The organism is Hydrogenophaga sp. GW456-12-10-14-TSB4 (assembly GCF_059424305.1).
Genome location: NZ_JBWKZH010000032.1, coordinates 34,988 through 55,805 on the forward strand (window position 1 = coordinate 34,988; position 20,818 = coordinate 55,805).

Sequence of the window (20,818 nt, forward strand, 5' to 3'; positions counted from 1 at the left end):
CCCGCATCCCGTGTCAACCACCCTTTACAGGAGACATCAGCGATGAAAACGACACTGACCGCCGCGGCCGTGCTGGCCCTGGCCGCCGGGCCGGCCCTGGCCCAGACACAGGGCGTGAGCAAGGACGAAATCGTGATCGGCTCGATCCAGGACCTGTCGGGGCCTATCGCGGGTTTCGGCAAACAGGTGCGCATGGGCATGCTGCTGCGCGTGGACGAGATCAACGAACAGGGAGGCATCAACGGCCGCAAGATCAAGCTGCTGGTGGAAGACTCCAAGTACGACCCACGCAACGCCGTTCTGGCCGCGCAGAAGCTGGTGAACCAGGACAAGATCTTTGCCATGGTGGGGCACATCGGCACGGCCCAGAACATGGCCGCGATGCCGGTGCAGTTCCAGAAGAACGTGCTGAACTTCTACCCCATCACGGCCGCGCGCCAGATGTACGATCCCTTCCACAAGCTCAAGTACTCGTTCGCCGCCACCTACTACGACCAGATGAGGATCGTCGTGCCCATGCTCGCCAAGGAGAAGGGTGCCAAGAAGGTCTGCGCGATGTACCAGGACGACGAGTTCGGCCTGGAGGTCAAGCGCGGCGCCGAAGACGGCCTGAAGACCGCCGGCATGACGCTCGCGGCGGAAACCACCTACAAGCGCGGCGCCACGGACTTCGCTTCGCAGATGCAGAAACTGCAGGCCGACCAGTGCGACCTGGTGGTGATGGGCACCATCATCCGCGAGACCATCGGCGGTATCGCCACCGCGAAACGGCTGGGCTTCAACCCCACCTTCGTCGGCTCCAGCGCCGCCTACACCGACCTCATCCACAAGCTCGGCGGCCCCGCGATGAACGGGTTCTACGCGGCCATGACGGTGCAGCACCCCTACCTGGACTCCGCCTCGCAACCCTTGCGTTTCTGGGCCAACAAATACCAGACCAAGTTCAACGAAGAACCCACCGTGTTCTCGGTGTACGGCTATGGGTCCATCGACGCATTCATCCGCGCCGCCACCAAGGCCGGCCCCGGCCTGACCACCGAGAGCTTCATCAAGGCCATGGACACCATGAAGATCCCGCCGGACATCTTCGGCAGTGCCGAGATGAGCTTCAGCCCCACCAAGCGGCTGGGCAGCAGCGCCACCCGCCTGTCGCAGATCCAGGACGGCCGCTGGAAGGTGCTCTCCGAGTACATGTCGGCCAAGGACTGAGTACCGCGCCGCCCGCTTCGGCGGGCCATGCGCGCAGCCGCCAGCGCTTCGTGTGCTGGCGGTTTTTTTTGCTCCCCGTACCATGGTCGGACCATGTCACCCCTCAGCCCCACCACCGCCGCGCTGTTCGCCGACGCGCTGCTCACGCTGCACGTGGCCATCGTGGTCTTCGTGGTCGGTCTGCTGCCCTTGGTGCTCGTGGGAGGCACCCTGGGCTGGCGCTGGGTGCGCCACCGGGGTTTGCGGCTCAGCCACCTGGGCCTGATCGTCTTCATCGCCCTGCAGGCCTGGCTGGGCCGGCTGTGCCCGCTCACGGTGTGGGAGCAAGCCTTGCGCCGCAGCGCCGGCCAGCACAGCTACCGCGAGAGCTTCATCGAGCACTGGCTCTCACGGCTGCTGTACTGGGACGCACCCTGGTGGGTGTTTCTGGGAGCCTACACGGCCTTTGCCTGCATGGTGGCCCTGGCCTGGTGGTGGGTCCGACCGACCGGCCGCATTTGAGGGCTACCCGAGCTCACGACCGGGGCCGCTCAGCCGGCGCCACCTCTTTCACGGCCTTCAGCACGTCGATGACCAGCTCGAACAGGTGCTCCGGCACGGGATCGTCCACCTCCACTTGCGCGACCAGCGCGCGCGCCAGCGGAATGTGCTGGATGATGGGGATGCCATCGACCCGGGCGTCCCGGACGATCGCCTGGGCCTGCAGACCCGCGCCCTTGGCGACCACCAGCGGCAGAGGCGTCTCGCCATGCTCGTAAAGCAGGGCGACGGCGAGGTGGGTGGGGTTGGTCACCACCAGCGACGGCTTGCGCTTGCCCCCGCCTCCACCCTGGACGATCTCGCGGTGCAGCTTGCGCCGCTCCCCCTTGATTTCCGGCGCACCGTCGGACTCCTTTCGCTCGCGCTTGACCTCGTCCTTGGTCATCATCTGCTGGCGAGAGAACAGTTTGCGCTGGATGAGCATGTCGAACCCGGCAATGACGGTGAAGACAAAAGCCGTCGCCAACAGCAGGGACTTGATCAGAAGACCGAAGCCGGTCGTCACCGGTTGAATGCCGGAGCCGGCCAGCAGCATGAGGGTGCCCAGGTTGTCGTGCACCAGTTTCCACACGATGCCGGTAAGCGCCAACACCTTCACCACCGACTTCAGGGCCTCGATGAGGTTGCGCGCCGAAAACAGGTTCTTCACATTGGCCACCACGTCCAGCTTCTGGAAGTTGAACTTCACTTTTTCCGGCGCGAACACTGGGCCGGCGGTCACCAGTTCGCCGAAGATGCTGAGCACGATGACAATCGCCATCCAGGGCAGCAATGCCAGGCCCAGTTCCTTCAGCGCCAACCGGAGAAAGGCCGCCAGCACGTCGCGAAACGGCCCGTTCGCATGGGCGCCGGCCCATTCGATCAGGAACAGCATTGCGTCGGTGAGCTGTCCTGCGGAAAACAGCAGATAGCCCGCACAGGCCCAGATCAGCAAGGCCTTGGAGGCGTCCTTGGCGTGCGCCACGTCGCCTTTTTTCCGCGCATCGACCAGGCGCTTGGGGGTGGGTTTCTCGGTTTTCTCGCTCATCGAACCAGCCTTCCGAGGTCCGGCAGGATCACCGACATCACGGCCGCATGGTCACCCAGATAGCCCATGAGTGTGGCCAGATAGAGCGTCAGCACGAAGAGCGCGATGCAGGCTTTCACCGGCATGGCGAGAAAGAACACCGGCAATTGAGGGGCGAACATGCTGACGATGGCCAGACCGATCTCCGCCAGCAACATGGCGATCATGGCCGGCGCGGCCAGCATCACGGACAGGCGCATCATCGTGTCGAACAGCCGCAGCCAATGCGCCGGGAAGCCCGCATCCAGCGACGGCCATGTGGCGGCCAGCGGCCACACGGCGTAGCTCGCGTAGTAGGTCTCCAGCACCGCGTTGGCGCCGCCGTGCATCAGGAACAGCACCAGGTAGAGCTGCAGCAGCAGAACGCCCAACGGCGATGCCTCGTTGCCCGTGAGGGCGTCGTTCGTGTTGCCCACCGTCGCCCCATACTGGTTGGAGATGATGAAGCCGATGGCTTCCGCTGCCCAGAACGGCAGGGCAATGGCCCAGCCCATGCAGAAACCGATGAGGGTCTCCTTGAACACCAAGCCGAGCAGCAGGGCATCGGTGGTGATGTGCTGGCTGTATTGCGCCGTGAGCATGGGCAGCGCCGGCAGGGTGAACGCCAGCGCGATGGCCACGCGCACCAACGCGGAGCTGGCTTGCTTGGCGTAATAGGGCAGCATGAACAGCAAGGCCACCAACCTCGCCATGCCTGCCAGCAAAGCCATGGTGCTCGCCTGGAGATCCTGCAGATCCGGCATGGAGCCTACCGGCCAATGAACGGGATCAGGTCGAACAGCTGGCGTGTGTACTGCAGGATTTCACTGCCGATCCAGTTCAAGGTGAGGGTCAAGGCCACCGCGGTGGCGATCAGCTTGACGGCATAGCCCAGCGTCTGCTCCTGGATCTGCGTCAGGGCCTGGATCACCGCCATCAGCGTGCCGACGATCGCCGCAGCGGCCACCATGGGCATGGACAGGACCAGGCTCAGGTAGAGCCCCTTGACGGCCAACGAAACGAAGTCGGCCGATTCGATCATGGCGGTTTATGCATAGGACAGCACCAATCCGTGCAAAAGCCGCGTCCAGCCATCGACCATGACGAAGAGAAAGAGCTTGAGGGGCAGCGAAATCGTCGACGGCGACACCATCATCATGCCCAGCGCCAGCAGCACGTTGGAGACGATCAGGTCGATCACCACGAAAGGCAGGTACAGCAGGAAACCGATCTCGAACGCCGATGTGAGCTCCCCCACCACAAAGGCCGGCAAGCGGCGGACAGCCGCATGTTCTGCGCATGCTCTTTGCTCAGCCAATCGCTGCGCTGCTGCAACGAGGCATCCAGGTCGTCACGGAAACTTTGAAGATCTTCGGCCCACCGCTTGGCATTGGCCAGAAGAACCTCATGGAAGGCCTGTGCCTGCATCTCCGTCACCTGGGCTTCCAACAGCCGATAGCGCGCTTGCGCCGCTACGATGCCCGCGGTGCCGGACGCAACAGCCGTCGCGCCCGACGCCAACGACAGCACAATGTTCACCACCTTGCCGATCATTTCGCCCACTTTGGCCGCTGCAGAAAATCCTCCAACGGCACCCAGGATGGCCGTGACAATCTGAACCGCCAGGCCGAGCCACTGCCGAACAGCATCCGCCGCCTCCTTGCTGGAGCCGCTGGCCTCCATCACCAGTGCGATCAAGCCGGCATAACTGATGTCCGGCCCGCCGCACGCTTTGGAAATGGCGCTGCAAAAATCCAGCACGGTCAAAACCAGCGCGGTGATCGTCAGAAGTGCAACCCCGACTTGTCCGGTGCTCACCAGCGCGACGGACGTGAGGGTCAGGAAAATGATCGCGAAGATCCGGGCAATCCAGCCAAAGATCTTCCCGAGGATGCCGGCATCCGCGTCCTTCGTGGCCTGCTGAATGGCCTCCAGACGGGCCTTTTGCACGATCTCGCCCTGGCGCTTCTGAAGGTCACGGGTGTACTTGAGCCCCATCTGAGCAACTTCAATGACGTCTTCCAGCGTCATGGCGCCGCTTCGAAATGCCATGGACTGCTTGAAGTCCAGGGAGTTCATCACCTCGGCCAACATCCGGTCCATCTCCACGTCCGGGCCCTTCTTCAGAAGGGTTCGAGAATGCATGCGCTCCAGCACCGGAGCTTCAAGCACCGGAATGCCCTCCGTTGGATCAAAGCCCCATGGCGAGGCAAGAGGCAGCTCGCTGGCAGCATCCTCGCCCCATCCAAGCGAACCCGCCGCCTCCACACCGCGTGACACCCGGCCCATGGGTTGCCCCTCGGCACTGCCGACAACACCGTCACCCACATAAGAACTGACATAGCTCATGGCGTGCACTCCATTGAATTCATTTTTGCTTCTGCCGTCCTGACCATCCCCAGCGCTTTGCTCCGCATATCGCCATGACCATCAGAACCCGCCGTTTCATCGAGAAACGTTTGCGCCGCCTCGCCCGCTTCGCACCAACCACCTGCTTTCGCGAAACACTGCGCCAGATAGAACAGCAGCGTCACATCCGTCGGTTGCAGGCTGTAGGCGCTGGCGTAGCCCATGACGGCCTCTTGGTACTTGCCCGTGACCTGCATGCAAGCCGCCATGCCTTTGAAGAACCGGGCCTGCGATGAATCCACCAGGATCAGACCCAGCAAGGTCTTCGCAGCCGGCAGGTACCGCCCCTGCGCATAGTCGGCCATGGCGGCGGCGTACAAACGCTCAACCTCGCCAACCGTTCTAGACCGGGAAGGAGTGGCTCGAGGCATGACGGCTTCGCCTTACATGTTCCGCATCACCCCTTCCTTGCGGTCCTTCTCGTTTTTGATGATCGTCGACAGGAGCTGGGTATTGCTGTCCACCTTGGATCGCAGGGACTGCAAGGTCAGGTTGTCCTGAGAGGTCACCGCGTTCAGCGCGGACATAGCCGACTTCGTCGCCTCCGCCTGCTGGTCGTAGTAGGCATAGAGCTGCTTGCCAGACAATTTCTCCGCATTCGGTGAGTACCAGATCGCCCCACCTTTCTCAAGAAAACTGTTAACGCTCATGCCACTCAAGGGAACCATTGAAAAAGCCGCCCTAGCTTGATCCGCGCTCATAGCTTTCCACCCTTGAAAAGGAGGCACAGTTGCACTGTCAAAGCTGAGGAAATAGGTGTGCGTCTTGTCGTCTTTTTCAGGATCTACCACCTCGCGAGCCAAGTTCTGCTGCAGGTTAAGCCGCTCCTTCAGCATGTCCGTCCTCACACGATCCTCATTCATCTTGAGGAGGAGCTGGTTTTGCATGTACTCCACATTTCCAATGAAGGCCGACAGTACTTGGCTGGAAAGAATCGAATTTTGAAGCTCCAGATTGCGAGATCCAAGGGTTTCAAAAGCAGTGATAGCGGGGGTTGTCATATGGAACTCCAGATTGAAGAGCAGTGAAATTGGCCTGACCGACAAAAGCCAGGCACGGACGGTTTCAGACCAGCCTCGAGGACGGTAGTCGCCGAGCCCCCCCCGGCGAGACGGCGGACTTTTGATCGCCACCTGTCGGACCCGGATTGGAAACGAATTTGGTGCGAAAGCCCTGCAAGGCCTCCAGTCGCTCCTTCGCTTGCGACTCGGACGCAAAGGGCTCACGCATCAGTTCAAACAGCTGATCGACCTGACGGCGCAACTCCATCGACCGCTGCGCCGAGGCTCGAATCTCCCCTTCAAATGGCATGACCTCAAAAGGGGTAACGGGTTGAGAAGACATCTGATTCATCGATCAACTCCTCCAAGGAAGGGCTTGTACGTTAAGTGGCCAATGAAAGAAAAATGGTTCGGCGGTGCCGGCCCTTAGGGAAGTGCCCCAAGGCTTTTTTCGATGCGCAGCATCGGGTGCAACACCGTGGCGTCCGACGGGATCTGCACGGGCCGCGCCAGAGAAGCAACAGGCGCTCCAATGGACACGATGCGCGGCGTGATGAGAAACATGCGCTTGCGGCGCTGCTGGTCCACGCGCGTGGTTCGGAACAGGGCGCCCAGCTTGGGGATGTCGCCCAGGAGCGGCACTTTCTCCATGCTGTTCTGCTGCGTCTCCGTGTCGTATCCGCCGATCAGCAGGCTCTGCCCTTCTCGGATCGTGGCCTGCGTGCTGATGGTGGTTCTCTGAACCACGGGCAGATCCAGGCCTGTGCGGTCCACCAGCGAACCGTCCTCGATGTCGATGACCAGCTGGATTTCCGTCTGACCCGCATCCGTCGTGACGATGCGGGGCGAGACTTTGAGCATCACACCCACCGTGACCGGTGTGAGGTTGGCGACGCGTTCGCCCGTGACCTTCGCATAGAAGGTCTGGCTCAGGTCGATGAGCGCACTGAGGTTGTCGGAGGTCAGGATGGAGGGCTTGCCCGCCACATACGCATCCCCGGTGGTCTCGAGCAGGCGGATGCGCGCCAGCAGGGCGTTCGCCTGATCCGCCACCACCGTCGTCGCCGCAGCGGCACTGCGATAGCCGAGAGAGAGAATGCCCGAGGCCGTGGGGAGAGAGGCATCCCCGAACCCCACGTTGACACGACGGGCGTTGGCGCTCCAGTCGATCCCCAGCTCTTCCAGGCGCGACTTGTTCACATCGATGGTGATGGCTTCGATCTCGACCAGGCCCGCCGGCGTGTCCAACGCCGAAATGAGCGCCTGATAGCCCGCAATCAGATCGGCGGGCCCTTTCATCACGATGGCATTGAGCCGCACATCGGCCTCGATGGAAACCTCGCGACCGGTGAACGCCTGTGGCCGGCCCGGCGCTGCACGGTCCGCCGAGGCAGGGGGTGCTACGCCACCGCGCCCCGCAGCGCTGCCGGCATCCGATCCCGGTCCTGCACCGGACGACGGGTCCACAGATCCCCCGTGCACGGACGGCGCGGACTTCAAGGGCTCGAGCCGAACGCCGCCCTCTTGCGACGCAGAGCCTGCCACCGCAAGGTGCGCGCGACCGCCACCCAGCGCCTGCAGCAACGTCCTGACACCGGGAACGACGGTGGTCTTGTCGCGGATGGTGACTTGCCGGTCTTCCACGTTCGCGTACTTCAGTTTCCACACCACCATCTGCTGGCCGTTGGGGGCGGCTTGAACGGTTCGCATGGTCTTGGCGATCAAGTCCAGATAGGCAGGAGGTCCGGACACCACCACCATGCCCTGGTCCGCCAACGCGGCCCAGCCAAACCGCTCGTCCAGGATTTTCAGATCCAGCAGCGCATTTCGCAGCCCAGGAATGGTTTCCCTCGCAATGGCGTGAACCTGCGTGTCGCGCTCGGAGACGCGGGTGACATGGATGGCGCCAGCGTAGTGAAACCAGTCAAGTCCGGCGGACGCAGTCACGGTATTGAGGAACTCGGATGCCGACGGCGCCGCCAGACGGCCGCTCACGCGGGTAACGATGCCCGGATCGATCTGCAGTCGAAGGCCGAAGTTGGCACAAAACTCCGCCAACATCTTCGCAATGGGCGTGTCACTGGCGTAGTAAGAGTACGCACTGCCATCGAACGGAAGTGGGGCCGTGTGCGCCAACGGCGCCAGGCCCACAGCGGCGCAGAACACCATCGACGCCCACCACGGACTTCCCCGACGCCAACCCACATCACTCATGGCTGCACCGCAAACCTTCGGTCCCGCGCGTCACGGCGGGCCGTCGAGACATCCACACCAGGCCCCACGGCAACCCACCAGGCATCAGCGGCATTGAGAAACCCCTCCAGGGCCTGCTCCACCGCCGCAGCGCCTGCGCGTTCGGGTATTTCACATTGCAACACCAGACTGCTCGCGTCCAGCGACAGGCACAGCACATCGTGCCGCTCCAGCATGCGCAGCGTGGAGAAGCGAAGCGCCCTCTCCAGCAGCGTGGTTCGAGCCAACCCAGGCTCCGGCAGGGAGACGAGGTGCGCCTCCAACACCAGCCGCCCGTCCGCCAGCGCGTGCACATCCACTCTCCTGCCGCCGTCATGGCTGAAGGAGAAGCGGCCATCGGATCGAGGCTTCAGACCCCGAACGCCGTGCTTTTCCAGTGCATGGGAGAGGTCTTTAACGGCTTGCATGGTGTGACGAGCGGCAGCGCACCTTCAAGCGACGTTCTTGAGCACGGAGCTGACCATGTCGCGCAGCGATTTCATGAGCTCTGACGTCAATTGCGTGGCTTCCGCCATTTCACCGGTCTCGCGCTGCACCGCCAGCAGATCCTGGCTCGACATGTCACCCTGCTGCTGCAATTGCTGGATCAGGTCGCGAAAGCGCAAATTGTTCGCCTGCAGCATCGGGGTGAGCGTGCCGTACACCGCACCGATGTTGATGCCGGAGCCAAGAACGTCGGCACCAGAAGTTTTGAACAATGCCATAGGGCCTCCTCACAATGAAAGGAACAAGGGATTCAGCGACGGGGCGCGCTGGTTGAAGCAAGAACCTGCCGCGCGGCGTCCAGTGCCGCCATCAGCAAGCAGAGGTCCTTGAATCGCTGGGGCGAACCGCCCCGTCGAAGGGCCGAGGCCATGTCTTCGCTCGCCCGCTCCAGTTCCCGCTGCAACTCGCTGTGGCGAACAGGCGTCATGGGGAGGACACCATCCTGTGCGGGGTCATCGATCCGGGCGTTCATGCGCAGGTCTAAAGGGCAAAGCCATCCTGGCGCAGGCGAATCAGGAACCGGACCCCCCACGCCGCGCCGACCAACAGGACCGCACCCAGCAACCCCAGCAAGACCCACAACGGGGTGACCGATTCGCGATCCACCCGCATGAAAAGCACCTTGGAGAGCGAGGCACTTTGGCCCGCCACCTCCTGCCCTGCGGCAGGCACCATCACCACGGCCACCCGGTCCTGTGACAAACCAGGAATGCCGTTGGCCACCAAGGCCCGAACCGGCACCACCACGCTCTCCACGCCGTAGCCCTTCTGGAACTTGAGAAAGACGGACGCCGAAGAAGGGGTGGAAGCCTCCAAGGGGCCCGCGCGTTCGGGCATCCGGTCCATGGTGTTGAGAATGAGATCACCCACGGAAAAAGAGCGGTCCGCCGCCAGCGGCTTCACCGAGCCGGTTCGCGGCACTTCGACGGTCGCCGAAGCAGCTCCCACACGCTCGGCGTGCAGGGCGGCAAACAATGCGGCAGACGCCGTGTCCTCGGGCTGCGCCCGACCGGTCAGCCCTGACTTCGGGGACGAGACACGAGACACACCCTCTTGCATGGCAGACATGTTCAATGCGCTCACAGCTTGACTCCTCTTTGCACAGCCCCGTCCCGCAATCCGGCCAAGGCCTGGCTACCGGGAGCCTGAACCAAACCCAACAGGGCCCAATGTGCCGCCGCATCCCAGCGAAGCTGCAACAACTCGACCATGGACATCCCCACATACGGAAACTCGCTCTCGTGCCGGAAGGCCATGAGCACGGAGAAGATTTGCTGGGCCCGCGACCAGTCCTTCTGATCGATCGCAAGGAAGCCCACCTCTGCCAGCGACCGCGCCAGGTCAGGCGAAAGCAGCGCTGGCATCGAGGCCACCTCTGCTTGCTGAAGAGACGGGGCTGGGCTCAGGGATCGCATGGCTTGTGCGGGGTGGTTGGATGGCTGAGTGCGCGAGGCCGAAAGGAAAGTTCGGGCGGCTCTCCGGCTTTTCGGGGTTTGCTGGGGAAATGAACCTTGGTACGCCCCCCTCCACTCATGCTGCATACCGATTCCGGGCTTTGCATGCAACCGGTCCATGTCGTCCATTGACTTTTCCTCCCCCACGGGTCTCGATGCCGCCCCCCTCAGCGAGAGGGCCCGCGCGCTGCTGAGAGGTGGGGCAACGGTTCCCGACGGGGACAACGCCGGTGCCACCCAGATCCTTCTCTGGACTTTTCTGGTGATGAGCGCGGCCCGTCTGCGGCGCTTTGCGGACCATGTGGGCATGCTCGGGGCCGGCACCGCATTGCGCCACGTGCTGGACGGGCGGCGAATCGCCGCTTTTCGCGAACAGCTCGGCCACGAGCTGTTCCAATTCGGCATGCTGAAAGCGCCGCTGATCGGCACGTTCCCGATCGCGCCAACGGCATTCAACGACCCGGAGCGCGCCCACAGGGCGGTGCGCGAATCCGGCCTGGCCGCCCTGCAAGCTTTCTGCATGGCGCCGGATGCTCAACACCTTCACCTGCGCGCACGCCTGTCGGCGCGGCTGCAGGAGATTGCGCCAGACACCGCTTCCCGCATCTTCGTCGACCCGCCGAGCGGCGCACTCCTTCAAAGGGTGCTCCGCGAGGTGGAGCCGGTTCTCGCCACCGCCTTTGATGGCATCGGAGCCACTTCATGAGATCGGGAAAAATCATTCGCCGTGAGGATGCCAGCCACCTCCGTCAAGCCGCCCAGGTGCTGGCGGACGCACACGCCCAAGCCGCCACCCTGCTGGAAACATCGCGCCAACGGGCCACGGAAGAGGCCGAGCGCATCCAGCGGGACAGCGCGGAGGCCGCCGCCCGCGAGAAATCCGGCCTGATGTTGCAAGCCATCGCCAGCCGGGACGCCTACATGGCAGAAGTCGAATCGGAACTGGTGAGCGTGGTCATCAACGCCGTGCGATCGATCTTTTCCCAGTACAACGACCACGAGCGCGCCACACTGGCCGTCGGCAAGGCCCTCAAGGCCCTGCGCCAGCAGACACAGGCCACGCTGCACGTGCATCCCAGCCACCACGACGCGCTCTGCGCGGCCGTGCCGACCCTGCTGCGCGACACCCCCTCGCTGCAATCGCTCATCGTGGAGCGCGACTCGCGCCTCAAACCCGGCACGTTCGTGCTGAGAAGCGCCATGGGTCTGGTGGAAACCGACCTCGAATCGCAGCTGCGTGCGATCGAAAACGCCCTGGTGCGCAGCGTCAGGGTGTCGGACGCCGCCCGGCACATGGTGGCCGGCGTCCCGATCTGACCGGCACCGCGCGGCTCAACGCGAGGCCTGCCAACCCCCGCCCAGCGCGGCCACCAGCGCCATGCTGGCCGCCAGCCGATCGGCCTGCACGTCGAGCGCCGCCCGGCGCGCCGACAGCGCCAGGTTCTGCGCAGTCGCCACTTCCAGGAAGCTGATCTCGCCGGCCTCGTAGCGGTAGCCCACCACGCGCTCGTTTTCGCTGGCCAACCTCACCAGTTGCTGTTGCTGCCGGTCCTGCTCGGCCAGTGTCGCCAGTTGCACCAGCGCGTCCTCGGTTTCGCGCACAGCCGCCAGCACGCCGCCACGCCAGGCCGCGGCCTGTTCGTCGTAGGCGGCGAGGAAGGCGGCTTCGTCGGCGCGGCGCGCACCGCCATCGAACAGCGTGGCCGCGAGCTGCGGGCCCAGCGACCAGACGCGCGCGGGCGCGTCCAGCAGGCGGGACCAGCTGCTGGCCTGCAGCGTGCCGCTGGCCGAGAGCGTCAGGTCCGGCAGCCAGGCGCGCTGGGCCACGCCCAGTCGCGCGTGCGCAGCGGCCAGCGCGCGCTCGGCGGCGGCCAGGTCGGGGCGGCGGCGCAGCAACTCGCCGGGCAGCGCCGTGGGAACGGCGGGCACCGCCGGCAGCGCCGCATCGCGCGCGGCCATCGGGTACTCGGCGGGTGTGGACCCCGCCAGCAACGCCAAAGCGTTCGCTTCCAGCGCGCGCTGGCGCTGCAGGGTGAACACCTGAGTGCGCAGCGACTGCAGCTGTGTCTCGGCCTGGATCACGTCGGCGCGCGCCACCAGGCCAGCTTCGTACTGCAACTGCGTGACCTGCAGCGAACGGGCATAGGCCACGTCGGCCTGGGCCTGCAGGGCCAGTTGGGCGTCCAGCGCCCGCAACCGCACATAACCCTGCGCGGCCGCCAGCTGCAGCGCCAGGCGCGCGGCGTCCATCAGCGCGGCCTGCGCTTCGGCGCCGGCCATGGCGGCCTGGCGCGAGAGCGCGACACGGCCCCACAGGTCGGGCGACCAGGACAGGTCCGCACCCGCCGCGTACAGCCGGCGCGTGCCGGCGCTGGTGCCGGCGGCCGCGTTGCCGCCGCTGCGCGTGGCGGACGCGCCCACACCGACCTGGGGCAGCGCCAGCGCACGGGCGGCATCCACCTGCGCCAGCGCCTGGCGCCAGCGCGCCTCGGCCTGGGCCAGCTCGGCATTGGCCTCGCCCACGCGGCGCAGCAGCCGGTCGAGATCGGCGTCGCCGTACACATTCCACCAGTCGGGCTGGATCGCGGCGGCCGCCGCCGGGGCACCGGCGTGCTGGAAGCCGGCGGGCAAGGCCATCTCGGGCGCGCGGTAATCGCCGCCGGTGGCACAGGCCGCCAGCCACAGCGGCAAGGCGGCCAGCGCGAAACGGGAAGGAAGCAGGAAAGAGGGCATGGGTTCAGGCGGTCTGGGCCACCGGGCTCGGGCCTTGCACGCGTCGGCGCAGGCGCTCCAGGGCCAGGTAGACCACGGGCGTGGTGTAAAGCGTCAGCAGCTGGCTCACGGCCAGGCCGCCGATGATGGCAATGCCCAGGGGGCGGCGCAGTTCCGAGCCTTCGCCCAGGCCCAGCACCAGCGGCACCGCGCCCAGCAGCGCAGCGAGGTTGGTCATGAGGATGGGGCGCAGGCGGCGCAGCGCGGCCTCGTGAATGGCGGCCTGCGGCGCCAGCCCGCGCGTGCGCTGTGCGGCCAGCGCGAAGTCGATCATCAGGATGGCGTTCTTCATCACCACGCCGATCAGCAGGAACAGCCCCAGCAGCGCGATCAGGCTGAATTCGGTGTCCGAGATGCGCAACGCCAGCAGCGCGCCCACGCCCGCCGACGGCAGCGTGGACAGGATGGTCAGCGGGTGCAGCGTGCTCTCGTACAGCATGCCCAGCACCAGGTAGACCGTGAGCAGCACGGCCAGGATCAGCCAGGGCTGGCGCTTGAGTGTGGCCTGCAGACTGTTGGGGTCGCCCGCGCGCTCGCCGGTAGAGATGCTGGTGGGCAGCAGCAGGCCGTTGACGGCGCGGTCGATCGCCTGCTGCGCCTGCTGCAGGCTCACACCAGGCGCCAGCGCATAGCTGATGCCGGCGGAGGCGAACTGGGCGTCGTGCTGCACGCGGTCGCGCGTGAGGCCGTAACGCCAGCTGGCGATAGCGCTGAGCGGCACGCGCTCGCCGGCGTCGTTGAGCAGCTGCACCTGATCGAGCGCAGCCGGCTCGCTGTTGCCGCGCGGGTCGGCCTCCATCACCACGCGGTACTGGTTCAGCGGGTCGTACAGCGTGGCGACCTGGCGCTGCGAGAACGCGTTGTTCAGGGCCGTCGTCACGGTGTCCATGCGCACACCCAGGCGGCGCGCGGCCTCGCGGTCCACGTTCAGCACGACCTGCTGCGCGTCTTCACCGGCGCCGAAGTCCACGTCGGTCAGCTCGGGCAGCGCACGCAACGCCTCACCCACCGGTTTGGTCCAGCCGCGCAGGTCCTGCAGCGAATCGGAGCGCATGACGAACAGGTATTCGTTGTCCCCCCCGCCGCTGGAGAGGCGGATGTCCTGGTCCACGTTCACGAACAGCACGCCGCCGGCGATCTTCGGCGCATTGGCGCGCAGGCGCGCGACCACGGTCGAGGCCGGTTCACCGCGTTCGGCCAAGGGCTTGAGGCGGATGCGGAACCAGGAGTTGCTGGTGCCGGTGCGCCCGCCGCTCACGCCCGTCACGTCGGCCACGGCGGGGTCGGCCACCAGCAGGCGGCGAAAGGCCTCTACCTTGGGTTGCATGCCCTGGAACGAAAAACCGTCGTCGCCGCGCACGAAGCCACCGAGCTGGCCGGTGTCCTGCTGCGGCAGCATGCCCTTGGGGATCGCCACATAGAGCCACACGTTGAGCGCCACGGTGCCGGCCAGCAGCAGCAGGGTGAGCACGCGGTGGCGCAGTGCGAAGCCCAGGCTGCGCGCGTAGCCCGCCTGCACGTCGGCCAGCAGGCCGGCGATGCCGCGCGCCAGCGGGCCGGGTGGCTTGGGCGGGCCGGCCGGCAGGCCGTGCGCGCACAGCGCGGGCGTGAGCGTGACCGAGACCGCCAGCGAGATCAGCATGGCCGCCACCAGCGTGATCGAGAACTCGCGGAACAGCCGCTCCACCACACCGCCCATGAACAGGATGGAGATGAACACCACGATCAGCGCCAGGTTCATCGCCAGCAAGGTGAAGCCCACCTCGCCGGCGCCGGTGAAGGCCGCGCGCCAGACCGTGCGCCGCCCCACCTCGCGCTGGCCGTTCGCGGCCTGCGCCGCGCGCGCCCGCTCGATGTGGCGCTGGATGTTCTCCAGCACCACGATGGCGTCGTCCACCACCAGGCCGGCGGCCACGATCAGGGCCATGAGCGAGAGGTTGTTGAGCGAGAAGCCCTGCCACCACATCACCGCGAAGGCGCCGATCAGCGAGACCGGCAAGGCCAGCGCCGGAATCAGCGCGGTGCGCACGCTGCCCAGGAAAGCCCACACCACCGCCATCACCAGCACGCACGACAGCACCAGCGTGAACTGCGCCTCGCGCAGCGTGGCGCGGATGCCGGGCGAGCGGTCCATGACCACGCGCAGCTCGGTGTCGGCCGGCAGCAGCGCGCGCAGCTGCGGCAGCTGGGCATGGATGGCGTCGATGGTCTGCACGATGTTGGCGCCGGCGCGCCGGCTCACCAGCAACACCACGGCCGGCCGGTCGTTGTGGTAACCGGCGGTGTAGCGGTTTTCCACCGAGTCCGTCACCTCGGCCACGTCGGCCAGGCGCACCAGCGCCCCGCCCTCGTTGCGCACCACCAGCTGCGAAAAGTCCGCCGCCGTGCGCAGCGGCGTGGGCAGCGCGATCTGCCAGCGCTGGCCGCCCTGCTCGGTCTGGCCGAGCGGGCGCCAGGCGTTGGCCTGGGCGATGGCCTGGCGCACGTCGTCCAGCGACATGCCCCGGTGCGACAGCGCCTCGGGCCGCGCCTGCACGCGCACGGCGGGCAGCGACGAGCCGTCCACCGTGACCTCGCCCACGCCCACGATCTGCGCGAGTTTCTGCGCCAGCACGGTGGATGCGTTGTCGTACAGCGCCGACGAGGGCAGCCTGGGCGAGGACAAGGCCAGCGCCATGATGGGGGCCTGCGAAGGGTTGACCTTCACGTAGCTCGGGTTGCCCGTCATGCCCGAGGGCAGTTGCCCGCGAGAGGCGTTGATGGCGGCCTGTACCTCGCGCGCGGCCTCGTCGATGTCGCGGTCCAGGTTGAACTGCAGCGTGACGCTGGTGCTGCCCTGGTTGCTGCTGGATCGGATGCTCGCCACGCCCGCGATGCTGCCCAGCGCGCGCTCCAGCGGCGCGGCCACGGTGGAGGCCATGCTCTCCGGGCTGGCGCCCGGCAGGCTGGCGCGCACCTGGATCACCGGGAAGTCCACCCGCGGCAACGGCGACACCGGCAGCAGCCGCCACGCCAGCAGGCCCACCAGCACGATGCCGACGGCCAGCATCACGCTGCCGATGGGGCGGCGGATGAAGAAGCGGGCCAGCGCGTTCATGCCGTTTCGGTGCGCCGGCGCGCCAGCCGGTCGAACGCCAGGTAGACCACCGGCGTGGTGAACAGCGTGAGCACCTGGCTCACGATCAGCCCGCCCACCATCACGATGCCCAGCGGCTGGCGCAGCTCGGCGCCCGAGCCGCTGGCCAGCATGAGCGGCACCGCGCCGAACAGCGCGGCCAGCGTGGTCATGAGGATGGGGCGAAAACGCAGCAGCGCGGCGCGGTGGATCGCCTCGCGCGGCGACAGGCCCAGGCGGCGCTGCGCGTCCAGCGCGAAGTCCACCATCATGATCCCGTTCTTCTTCACCAGCCCGATCAGCAGCACGATGCCGATGACCGCGATCAGGTCCAGCGGCCGCCCCGCCAGCAGCAGCGCGGCCAGCGCGCCCACCGTGGCCGAAGGCAGCGTGGAGAGGATGGTGAGCGGGTGCACCGCGCTCTCGTACAGCATGCCCAGCACCAGGTACATCACCACCACGGCGGCCAGGATCAGCCACAGCGTGTTGGCCTGCGAGTTGCGGAAGCCCTCGGCCGCACCCTGGAAGGCCAGCTCCACGGCCACCGGCAAGTCCACCTGCCGCTGGACGGCTTCGATGGCGGCCACGGCCTCGCCCAGCGAATGCCCGGGCGCGAGGTTGAACGACAGCGTGACCGCCGGGAACTGCCCCTGGTGCTCGATGGCCAGCGGCGCGCGCCGCTCCACCGCGCGCGCCACCGCCGACAGCGGCACCGGTTTCGCGTCGGCCCCGCCGCCGGCCGGCTGCACGTACACCCCCTCCAGCGCCTGCAAACCGCCCTGCTTCGCGTCGTCGCTCTCCAGCACCACGCGGTACTGGCTGGCGTGGGTGAACAGCGTGCTCACCTGCCGCTGGCCGAACGCGCTTTGCAGCGCGGAGGCGATGTCGCCCATGCGCAGGCCCAGGCGTGCCGCCGCGTCGCGGTCGATCTCCAGGTAGGCCTGCAGGCCGTCGCGCTGCAGGTTGCTGGCCACGTCGATCAGCTCCGGCCGTTCCTTCAGCGCGGCCAGCAAACGCCCGGTCCACTCACCCAGCAGCGCGCTGTCAGGGGAACTGAGCGTGAACTGGTACTGCGTGCGGCTGATGCGGTCTTCCATGCCCAGTTCCTGCACCGGCTGGAACCAGGCCTCGATGCCGCCCACGTCGCGCGCGCGTTCGCGCAGCCGCTCGATCAGTTCGCCGGCCGACACCGAGCGCTGCGCGTGCGGCGCCAGCGTGAGCAGCATGCGCCCGCTGTTGAGCGTGGCGTTGCTGCCGTCCACGCCGATGAAAGAAGCCACGCTCTGCACCGGCGCCTCGGCCAGCAGCGCCTTGGCCAGCGCCTGCTGCCGCTCGGCCATGGCGCCGAAGGACACGCTCTGCGGCGCCTCGGTCACCACCTGGATCGCGCCGGCGTCCTGCACCGGGAAGAAGCCCTTGGGCACGGCCAGGTAAAGCAGCGCCGTGAGCACCAGCGTGGCGGCCATGGCCAGCAGCGCCAGCGGCTGGCGCGCCAGCACCCAGTCCAACCCGCGCCCGTAGCGCTCGATGGTGCCGCTGAGCCAGTCGCGCCGGCCTTCGGCGTGCGCCGGCGCCTGCCGGAGCATGCGCGCGGCCATCATGGGCGTGAGCGTGAGCGAGACCACCAGCGAGATGCCGATGGCCACCGCCAGCGTGACCGCGAACTCGTGGAACAGGCGGCCCACCACATCGGCCATGAACAGCAGCGGAATCAGCACCGCCACCAGCGAGACCGTGAGCGAGACCAGGGTGAAGCCGATCTCGCTCGCGCCCTTGAGCGCGGCTTCCATCGGGTCCGCCCCCTCCTCGCGGTGGCGCGCGATGTTCTCCAGCATCACGATGGCGTCGTCCACCACGAAGCCGGTGGCGATGGTCAGCGCCATCAGGCTCAGGTTGTTGAGCGAATAGCCCAGCAGCAGCATGGCCGCGAAGGTGCCGACCAGCGAGAGCGGCACCGCCACGCTGGGAATCAGCGTGGCCGGCAGCGTGCGCAGAAAGACAAAGGTGACCAGCACCACCAGCGCGATGGCGAACAGCAGTTCCTTCTGCACGTCGCGCACCGACGCGCGGATGCTCTCGGTGCGGTCGGACACGATCTGCACCTTCACATTCGCCGGCAGCGTGGCCGTGAGCTGCGGCAGCAGCGCGCGCACCTGGTCCGCCACCGCGATCACGTTGGCGCCGGGCTGGCGCTGGATGTTCAGCAGCACGGCGGGCGCGAGGCCGCAGCCGCCGGTCTGGCCCTCGGCACAGGCCATGCCGGCCCAGGCGGCGAGAAAGCGGTCTTCCGCGCCCTCCTCCACTTTCGCCACATCGGCCAGGCGCAGCGGTGCGCCGTCGCGCCAGGCCACGATGAGCCGCTGGTACTCGGCCGCGGAGCGCAGCTGGTCGTTCGCGTCCAGCATGGTGCTGCGCAACTGGCCGTCGAAACTGCCCTTGGGCTGGTTGTTGTTGGCCGCGGCGATCGCGGTGCGCAGCTCCTCCAGCGTCAGGCCGTTGGCGGCCAGCGCGCGGCTGTTCGCCTGCACCCGGATGGCGGGGCGCTGCCCGCCCGCGAGGCTCACCAGGCCCACGCCCGGCAGGCGCGACAGCTGGCCCGCCATGCGCGTGTCCACCATGTCCACCACGCGCGGCAGCGGCAGCGTGTCCGAACCGATGGCCAGCGTGAGGATGGGCACGTCCGCCGGGTTCACCTTGCGGTAGATCGGCGGCGCGGGCAGGTCCGAGGGCAGCAGGCTGTTGGCGCTCTGCAGCGCGGCCTGCACGTCCTGCTCGGCCACGCCCAGGTCCACCTCGAGCGCGAACTTCAGGGTGATGACCGAGGCGCCGCCCGAGCTGGTGGACGACATCTGCGACAGGCCCGGGATCTGCCCGAGCCGGCGCTCCAGCGGCGCGGTGACGGTGCGCGCCGTCACGTCCGGGCTGGCGCCGGGCTGGAAGGTGAACACCTGCATCACCGGGTAGTCCACCTGGGGCAGCGCCGACACCGGCAGCTGGCGCCAGGCCAGCAGGCCGGCGATGAGCACGGCCAGCATGAGCAGCGAGGTCGCGACCGGCCGCAGGATGAAAGGGCGCGAGAGCGAGAGGGGTGCGGCGGCGGCGGACGACATGCGCGCCCCTGTCAGCGCGCGGTGGCGGCGGCCGGGGCCGCGTCGGGCGCCAGCGGTGACGAGGCCGGCAATTCGGCCGCCTGCACCACGTTCACCGCGCGGCCGTTCTCCAGCCGGTCCAGGCCTTCGAGCACCACCGGCTCACCGCTGACCAGGCCTTTGAGCACCACCGTGCGCCCGCCGCTGGCGGGGCCGAGCGTGAGGTCGCGCACCTGGGCCTTGTTGTCGGCAACCACATACACATAAGTGCCGCGCGAGCCGTGCTGCACCGCGTCGGTGGGGATCGTCACCGCGCCGGGCAGCTGGCGCAGGGCGAGGCGCACGTTCACGAACTGGTTGGGAAACAGCGCGTCGTCCGCGTTCTCGAAGCGCGCCTTGAGCCGCAGCGTGCCGGTGGCCGCGTCGATCTGGTTGTCCAGCGTGTCCAGCCGGCCCTGGGCCAGGCGGCTGCGGTTGTCGCGGTCCCAGGCCTCGGCCTGCGGCGGCTGCTTGCCGTCGTGGGCGGCGCGCACCTCGGCCACCTGCGGCTCGGGCACGTTGAACACCACCGACACCGGTTGCGTCTGCGTCAGCGTGAACAGGCCGTTGGCGTCGTTGGCCGACAGCAGGTTGCCCGCGTCCACCCGGCGCAGGCCGATTCGGCCCGCGATCGGCGCCACGATGCGCGTGTAGGAGAGCTGCAGCTTCGCGTTGTCCACCTGCGCCTCGTCGGACTTGAGCGTGCCGCGCAGTTGCTGCACCAGCGCGGCCTGGCGGTCCAGCACCTGGCGCGCCACGGCGTCGCGCTTGAACAGCAGCTCGTAGCGGGCCAGTTCGCTCTCGGCGTTGCGCAGCTGGGCCAGGTTCTGCTGCTGCTGGCCCTGAGCCTGGGCCAGCGCCACGCGCAGCGGCTCGGGATCGATCTCGGCCAGCAGCTGGCCGCGCGCCACCTTCTGCCCTTCGCGCACCAGCACGCGCGCCAGCTGCCCGTCCACCCGGCTGCGCACCGTGACCGTGTTGTAGGGCGCCACCGTGCCCACGGCCCGGGCCTGTACCGTGAAGTCTTCGGTGCGCGCGGGCTCCACCCGCACCGCCACCGGACCGCGCCAGGCGCTCGGCGCGGCCGGCGGCTGAGGCGGCGGGCGCAGCAGGAACCACCAGGCCGCGAAGCCGACGCCCAGGAACAGGCCCAGCCACAACAGCCGGCGCGGCCAGGTCAGACGTTGGGAGTTCGAGGCGGCAATGCGGTCAGGTTCTGACATGAAGACCAAAAGAGAAGAAAGAAAACGGGGGCAGAGAGGCTGACCGGGAACTGGCTGTGCAGGCGCCCGCCTCTCTGGCGGCGCCGACGCTGGCTGACTTTGCGCGGAAGCGGACGACAGATGATAGCCATTCGCAACTGCGTGTAACCGGGTCCGACCGTGGCCGGCGCGGAAGGTTCACTT

General features: G+C 67.1%; 21 protein-coding genes and 1 pseudogene. 4 read left to right on the forward strand and 18 right to left on the reverse strand.

The features are described 5' to 3' along the window. Window positions 1-42 precede the first annotated feature (42 nt). Window positions 43-1,209 (forward strand): ABC transporter substrate-binding protein, encoded by a 1,167-nt coding sequence (locus tag AC07ZS_RS16525; protein ID WP_494799616.1) that lies wholly within the window; start codon window positions 43-45, stop codon window positions 1,207-1,209. Between the two features lie 93 nt (window positions 1,210-1,302). After that, window positions 1,303-1,710 (forward strand): DUF2784 domain-containing protein, encoded by a 408-nt coding sequence (locus AC07ZS_RS16530; RefSeq protein WP_494799617.1) that lies wholly within the window; start codon window positions 1,303-1,305, stop codon window positions 1,708-1,710. Between the two features lie 13 nt (window positions 1,711-1,723). Here AC07ZS_RS16530 and AC07ZS_RS16535 read toward each other — a convergent pair whose 3' ends face one another. From AC07ZS_RS16535 to AC07ZS_RS16600, 14 genes and pseudogenes are all read right to left on the reverse strand, one after another. Then, window positions 1,724-2,776, reverse strand: coding sequence for an EscU/YscU/HrcU family type III secretion system export apparatus switch protein (locus AC07ZS_RS16535; RefSeq protein ID WP_494799618.1), 1,053 nt, complete (start codon window positions 2,774-2,776; stop codon window positions 1,724-1,726). After that, window positions 2,773-3,558: a type III secretion system export apparatus subunit SctT gene (gene sctT / locus AC07ZS_RS16540; RefSeq protein ID WP_494799619.1), complete on the reverse strand. Its 786-nt coding sequence runs from the start codon at window positions 3,556-3,558 to the stop codon at window positions 2,773-2,775. Before sctT ends, AC07ZS_RS16535 begins: the two co-directional genes overlap by 4 nt. A gap of 5 nt (window positions 3,559-3,563) precedes the next feature. Next, window positions 3,564-3,836, reverse strand: a complete 273-nt coding sequence (gene sctS, locus AC07ZS_RS16545; protein ID WP_494799620.1) for a type III secretion system export apparatus subunit SctS — start codon at window positions 3,834-3,836, stop codon at window positions 3,564-3,566. 6 nt (window positions 3,837-3,842) lie between these two features. Then, window positions 3,843-4,064: pseudogene (locus tag AC07ZS_RS16550) on the reverse strand (EscR/YscR/HrcR family type III secretion system export apparatus protein); the annotation flags it as partial. After that, entirely contained in the window at window positions 3,992-5,143 is a 1,152-nt protein-coding gene (locus AC07ZS_RS16555; protein WP_494799621.1) for a hypothetical protein, read from the reverse strand. The gene AC07ZS_RS16555 and the pseudogene AC07ZS_RS16550, both read right to left, overlap by 73 nt. Next, complete coding sequence (locus AC07ZS_RS16560; protein WP_494799622.1) at window positions 5,140-5,508, reverse strand: hypothetical protein; 369 nt, start codon at window positions 5,506-5,508, stop codon at window positions 5,140-5,142. The genes AC07ZS_RS16555 and AC07ZS_RS16560 overlap by 4 nt, the downstream gene beginning before the upstream one ends. A 78-nt stretch (window positions 5,509-5,586) precedes the next feature. Next, complete coding sequence (locus AC07ZS_RS16565) at window positions 5,587-6,204, reverse strand: hypothetical protein (RefSeq protein WP_494799623.1); 618 nt, start codon at window positions 6,202-6,204, stop codon at window positions 5,587-5,589. A 64-nt stretch (window positions 6,205-6,268) separates the two neighbouring features. Further along, window positions 6,269-6,556: a hypothetical protein gene (locus AC07ZS_RS16570; RefSeq protein ID WP_494799624.1), complete on the reverse strand. Its 288-nt coding sequence runs from the start codon at window positions 6,554-6,556 to the stop codon at window positions 6,269-6,271. A 74-nt stretch (window positions 6,557-6,630) separates the two neighbouring features. Continuing rightward, a complete protein-coding gene (gene sctC, locus AC07ZS_RS16575; protein WP_494799625.1) occupies window positions 6,631-8,418 on the reverse strand; it encodes a type III secretion system outer membrane ring subunit SctC in 1,788 nt (595 codons plus the stop codon). Next, window positions 8,415-8,864 carry a CesT family type III secretion system chaperone gene (locus AC07ZS_RS16580; RefSeq protein WP_494799626.1) on the reverse strand — a complete coding sequence of 150 codons (450 nt, stop codon included), beginning with the start codon at window positions 8,862-8,864 and terminating at the stop codon, window positions 8,415-8,417. Before AC07ZS_RS16580 ends, sctC begins: the two co-directional genes overlap by 4 nt. Window positions 8,865-8,888: 24 nt before the next feature. After that, complete coding sequence (locus AC07ZS_RS16585) at window positions 8,889-9,161, reverse strand: hypothetical protein (RefSeq protein WP_494799627.1); 273 nt, start codon at window positions 9,159-9,161, stop codon at window positions 8,889-8,891. Window positions 9,162-9,193: 32 nt separating this feature from the next. Then, window positions 9,194-9,415 (reverse strand): EscE/YscE/SsaE family type III secretion system needle protein co-chaperone, encoded by a 222-nt coding sequence (locus tag AC07ZS_RS16590; RefSeq protein WP_494799628.1) that lies wholly within the window; start codon window positions 9,413-9,415, stop codon window positions 9,194-9,196. An 8-nt stretch (window positions 9,416-9,423) separates the two neighbouring features. Then, window positions 9,424-10,026, reverse strand: a complete 603-nt coding sequence (locus tag AC07ZS_RS16595; protein WP_494799629.1) for a hypothetical protein — start codon at window positions 10,024-10,026, stop codon at window positions 9,424-9,426. Then, window positions 10,023-10,358, reverse strand: coding sequence for a hypothetical protein (locus tag AC07ZS_RS16600; protein ID WP_494799630.1), 336 nt, complete (start codon window positions 10,356-10,358; stop codon window positions 10,023-10,025). The genes AC07ZS_RS16595 and AC07ZS_RS16600 overlap by 4 nt, the downstream gene beginning before the upstream one ends. 157 nt (window positions 10,359-10,515) lie before the next feature. Here AC07ZS_RS16600 and AC07ZS_RS16605 point away from each other — a divergent pair, with 157 nt between their 5' ends. After that, a complete protein-coding gene (locus AC07ZS_RS16605; RefSeq protein ID WP_494799631.1) occupies window positions 10,516-11,103 on the forward strand; it encodes a SctK family type III secretion system sorting platform protein in 588 nt (195 codons plus the stop codon). Then, window positions 11,100-11,714: a type III secretion system stator protein SctL gene (gene sctL, locus AC07ZS_RS16610; protein WP_494799632.1), complete on the forward strand. Its 615-nt coding sequence runs from the start codon at window positions 11,100-11,102 to the stop codon at window positions 11,712-11,714. Before AC07ZS_RS16605 ends, sctL begins: the two co-directional genes overlap by 4 nt. 15 nt (window positions 11,715-11,729) lie before the next feature. On the opposite strand, the gene AC07ZS_RS16615 is transcribed toward sctL, so the two are convergent. The 4 genes from AC07ZS_RS16615 to AC07ZS_RS16630 are packed head-to-tail and all read right to left on the reverse strand — an operon-like array spanning window position 11,730 to window position 20,635. Next, window positions 11,730-13,130 carry an efflux transporter outer membrane subunit gene (locus tag AC07ZS_RS16615; RefSeq protein ID WP_494799633.1) on the reverse strand — a complete coding sequence of 467 codons (1,401 nt, stop codon included), beginning with the start codon at window positions 13,128-13,130 and terminating at the stop codon, window positions 11,730-11,732. Between the two features lie 4 nt (window positions 13,131-13,134). Beyond that, the gene (locus AC07ZS_RS16620; protein ID WP_494799634.1) at window positions 13,135-16,266 is read right to left on the reverse strand and encodes an efflux RND transporter permease subunit; all 3,132 of its coding nucleotides are present in this window, start codon (window positions 16,264-16,266) and stop codon (window positions 13,135-13,137) included. Further along, window positions 16,263-19,394, reverse strand: a complete 3,132-nt coding sequence (locus AC07ZS_RS16625; protein ID WP_494799635.1) for an efflux RND transporter permease subunit — start codon at window positions 19,392-19,394, stop codon at window positions 16,263-16,265. The genes AC07ZS_RS16620 and AC07ZS_RS16625 overlap by 4 nt, the downstream gene beginning before the upstream one ends. Before the next feature lie 11 nt (window positions 19,395-19,405). Further along, a complete protein-coding gene (locus tag AC07ZS_RS16630; RefSeq protein ID WP_494799636.1) occupies window positions 19,406-20,635 on the reverse strand; it encodes an efflux RND transporter periplasmic adaptor subunit in 1,230 nt (409 codons plus the stop codon). Window positions 20,636-20,818: the final 183 nt, after the last annotated feature.

Coding starts and splice junctions, on each gene's coding strand:
- AC07ZS_RS16525 (WP_494799616.1), top strand. CDS start 43: ATGAAAACGACACTGACCGCCGCGGCCGTGCTGGCCCTGGCCGCCGGG.
- AC07ZS_RS16530 (WP_494799617.1), top strand. CDS start 1,303: ATGTCACCCCTCAGCCCCACCACCGCCGCGCTGTTCGCCGACGCGCTG.
- AC07ZS_RS16535 (WP_494799618.1), bottom strand. CDS start 2,776: ATGAGCGAGAAAACCGAGAAACCCACCCCCAAGCGCCTGGTCGATGCG.
- sctT (WP_494799619.1), bottom strand. CDS start 3,558: ATGCCGGATCTGCAGGATCTCCAGGCGAGCACCATGGCTTTGCTGGCA.
- sctS (WP_494799620.1), bottom strand. CDS start 3,836: ATGATCGAATCGGCCGACTTCGTTTCGTTGGCCGTCAAGGGGCTCTAC.
- AC07ZS_RS16555 (WP_494799621.1), bottom strand. CDS start 5,143: ATGAGCTATGTCAGTTCTTATGTGGGTGACGGTGTTGTCGGCAGTGCC.
- AC07ZS_RS16560 (WP_494799622.1), bottom strand. CDS start 5,508: ATGGCCGACTATGCGCAGGGGCGGTACCTGCCGGCTGCGAAGACCTTG.
- AC07ZS_RS16565 (WP_494799623.1), bottom strand. CDS start 6,204: ATGACAACCCCCGCTATCACTGCTTTTGAAACCCTTGGATCTCGCAAT.
- AC07ZS_RS16570 (WP_494799624.1), bottom strand. CDS start 6,556: ATGAATCAGATGTCTTCTCAACCCGTTACCCCTTTTGAGGTCATGCCA.
- sctC (WP_494799625.1), bottom strand. CDS start 8,418: ATGAGTGATGTGGGTTGGCGTCGGGGAAGTCCGTGGTGGGCGTCGATG.
- AC07ZS_RS16580 (WP_494799626.1), bottom strand. CDS start 8,864: ATGCAAGCCGTTAAAGACCTCTCCCATGCACTGGAAAAGCACGGCGTT.
- AC07ZS_RS16585 (WP_494799627.1), bottom strand. CDS start 9,161: ATGGCATTGTTCAAAACTTCTGGTGCCGACGTTCTTGGCTCCGGCATC.
- AC07ZS_RS16590 (WP_494799628.1), bottom strand. CDS start 9,415: ATGAACGCCCGGATCGATGACCCCGCACAGGATGGTGTCCTCCCCATG.
- AC07ZS_RS16600 (WP_494799630.1), bottom strand. CDS start 10,358: ATGCGATCCCTGAGCCCAGCCCCGTCTCTTCAGCAAGCAGAGGTGGCC.
- AC07ZS_RS16605 (WP_494799631.1), top strand. CDS start 10,516: ATGTCGTCCATTGACTTTTCCTCCCCCACGGGTCTCGATGCCGCCCCC.
- sctL (WP_494799632.1), top strand. CDS start 11,100: ATGAGATCGGGAAAAATCATTCGCCGTGAGGATGCCAGCCACCTCCGT.
- AC07ZS_RS16615 (WP_494799633.1), bottom strand. CDS start 13,130: ATGCCCTCTTTCCTGCTTCCTTCCCGTTTCGCGCTGGCCGCCTTGCCG.
- AC07ZS_RS16620 (WP_494799634.1), bottom strand. CDS start 16,266: ATGAACGCGCTGGCCCGCTTCTTCATCCGCCGCCCCATCGGCAGCGTG.
- AC07ZS_RS16625 (WP_494799635.1), bottom strand. CDS start 19,394: ATGTCGTCCGCCGCCGCCGCACCCCTCTCGCTCTCGCGCCCTTTCATC.
- AC07ZS_RS16630 (WP_494799636.1), bottom strand. CDS start 20,635: ATGTCAGAACCTGACCGCATTGCCGCCTCGAACTCCCAACGTCTGACC.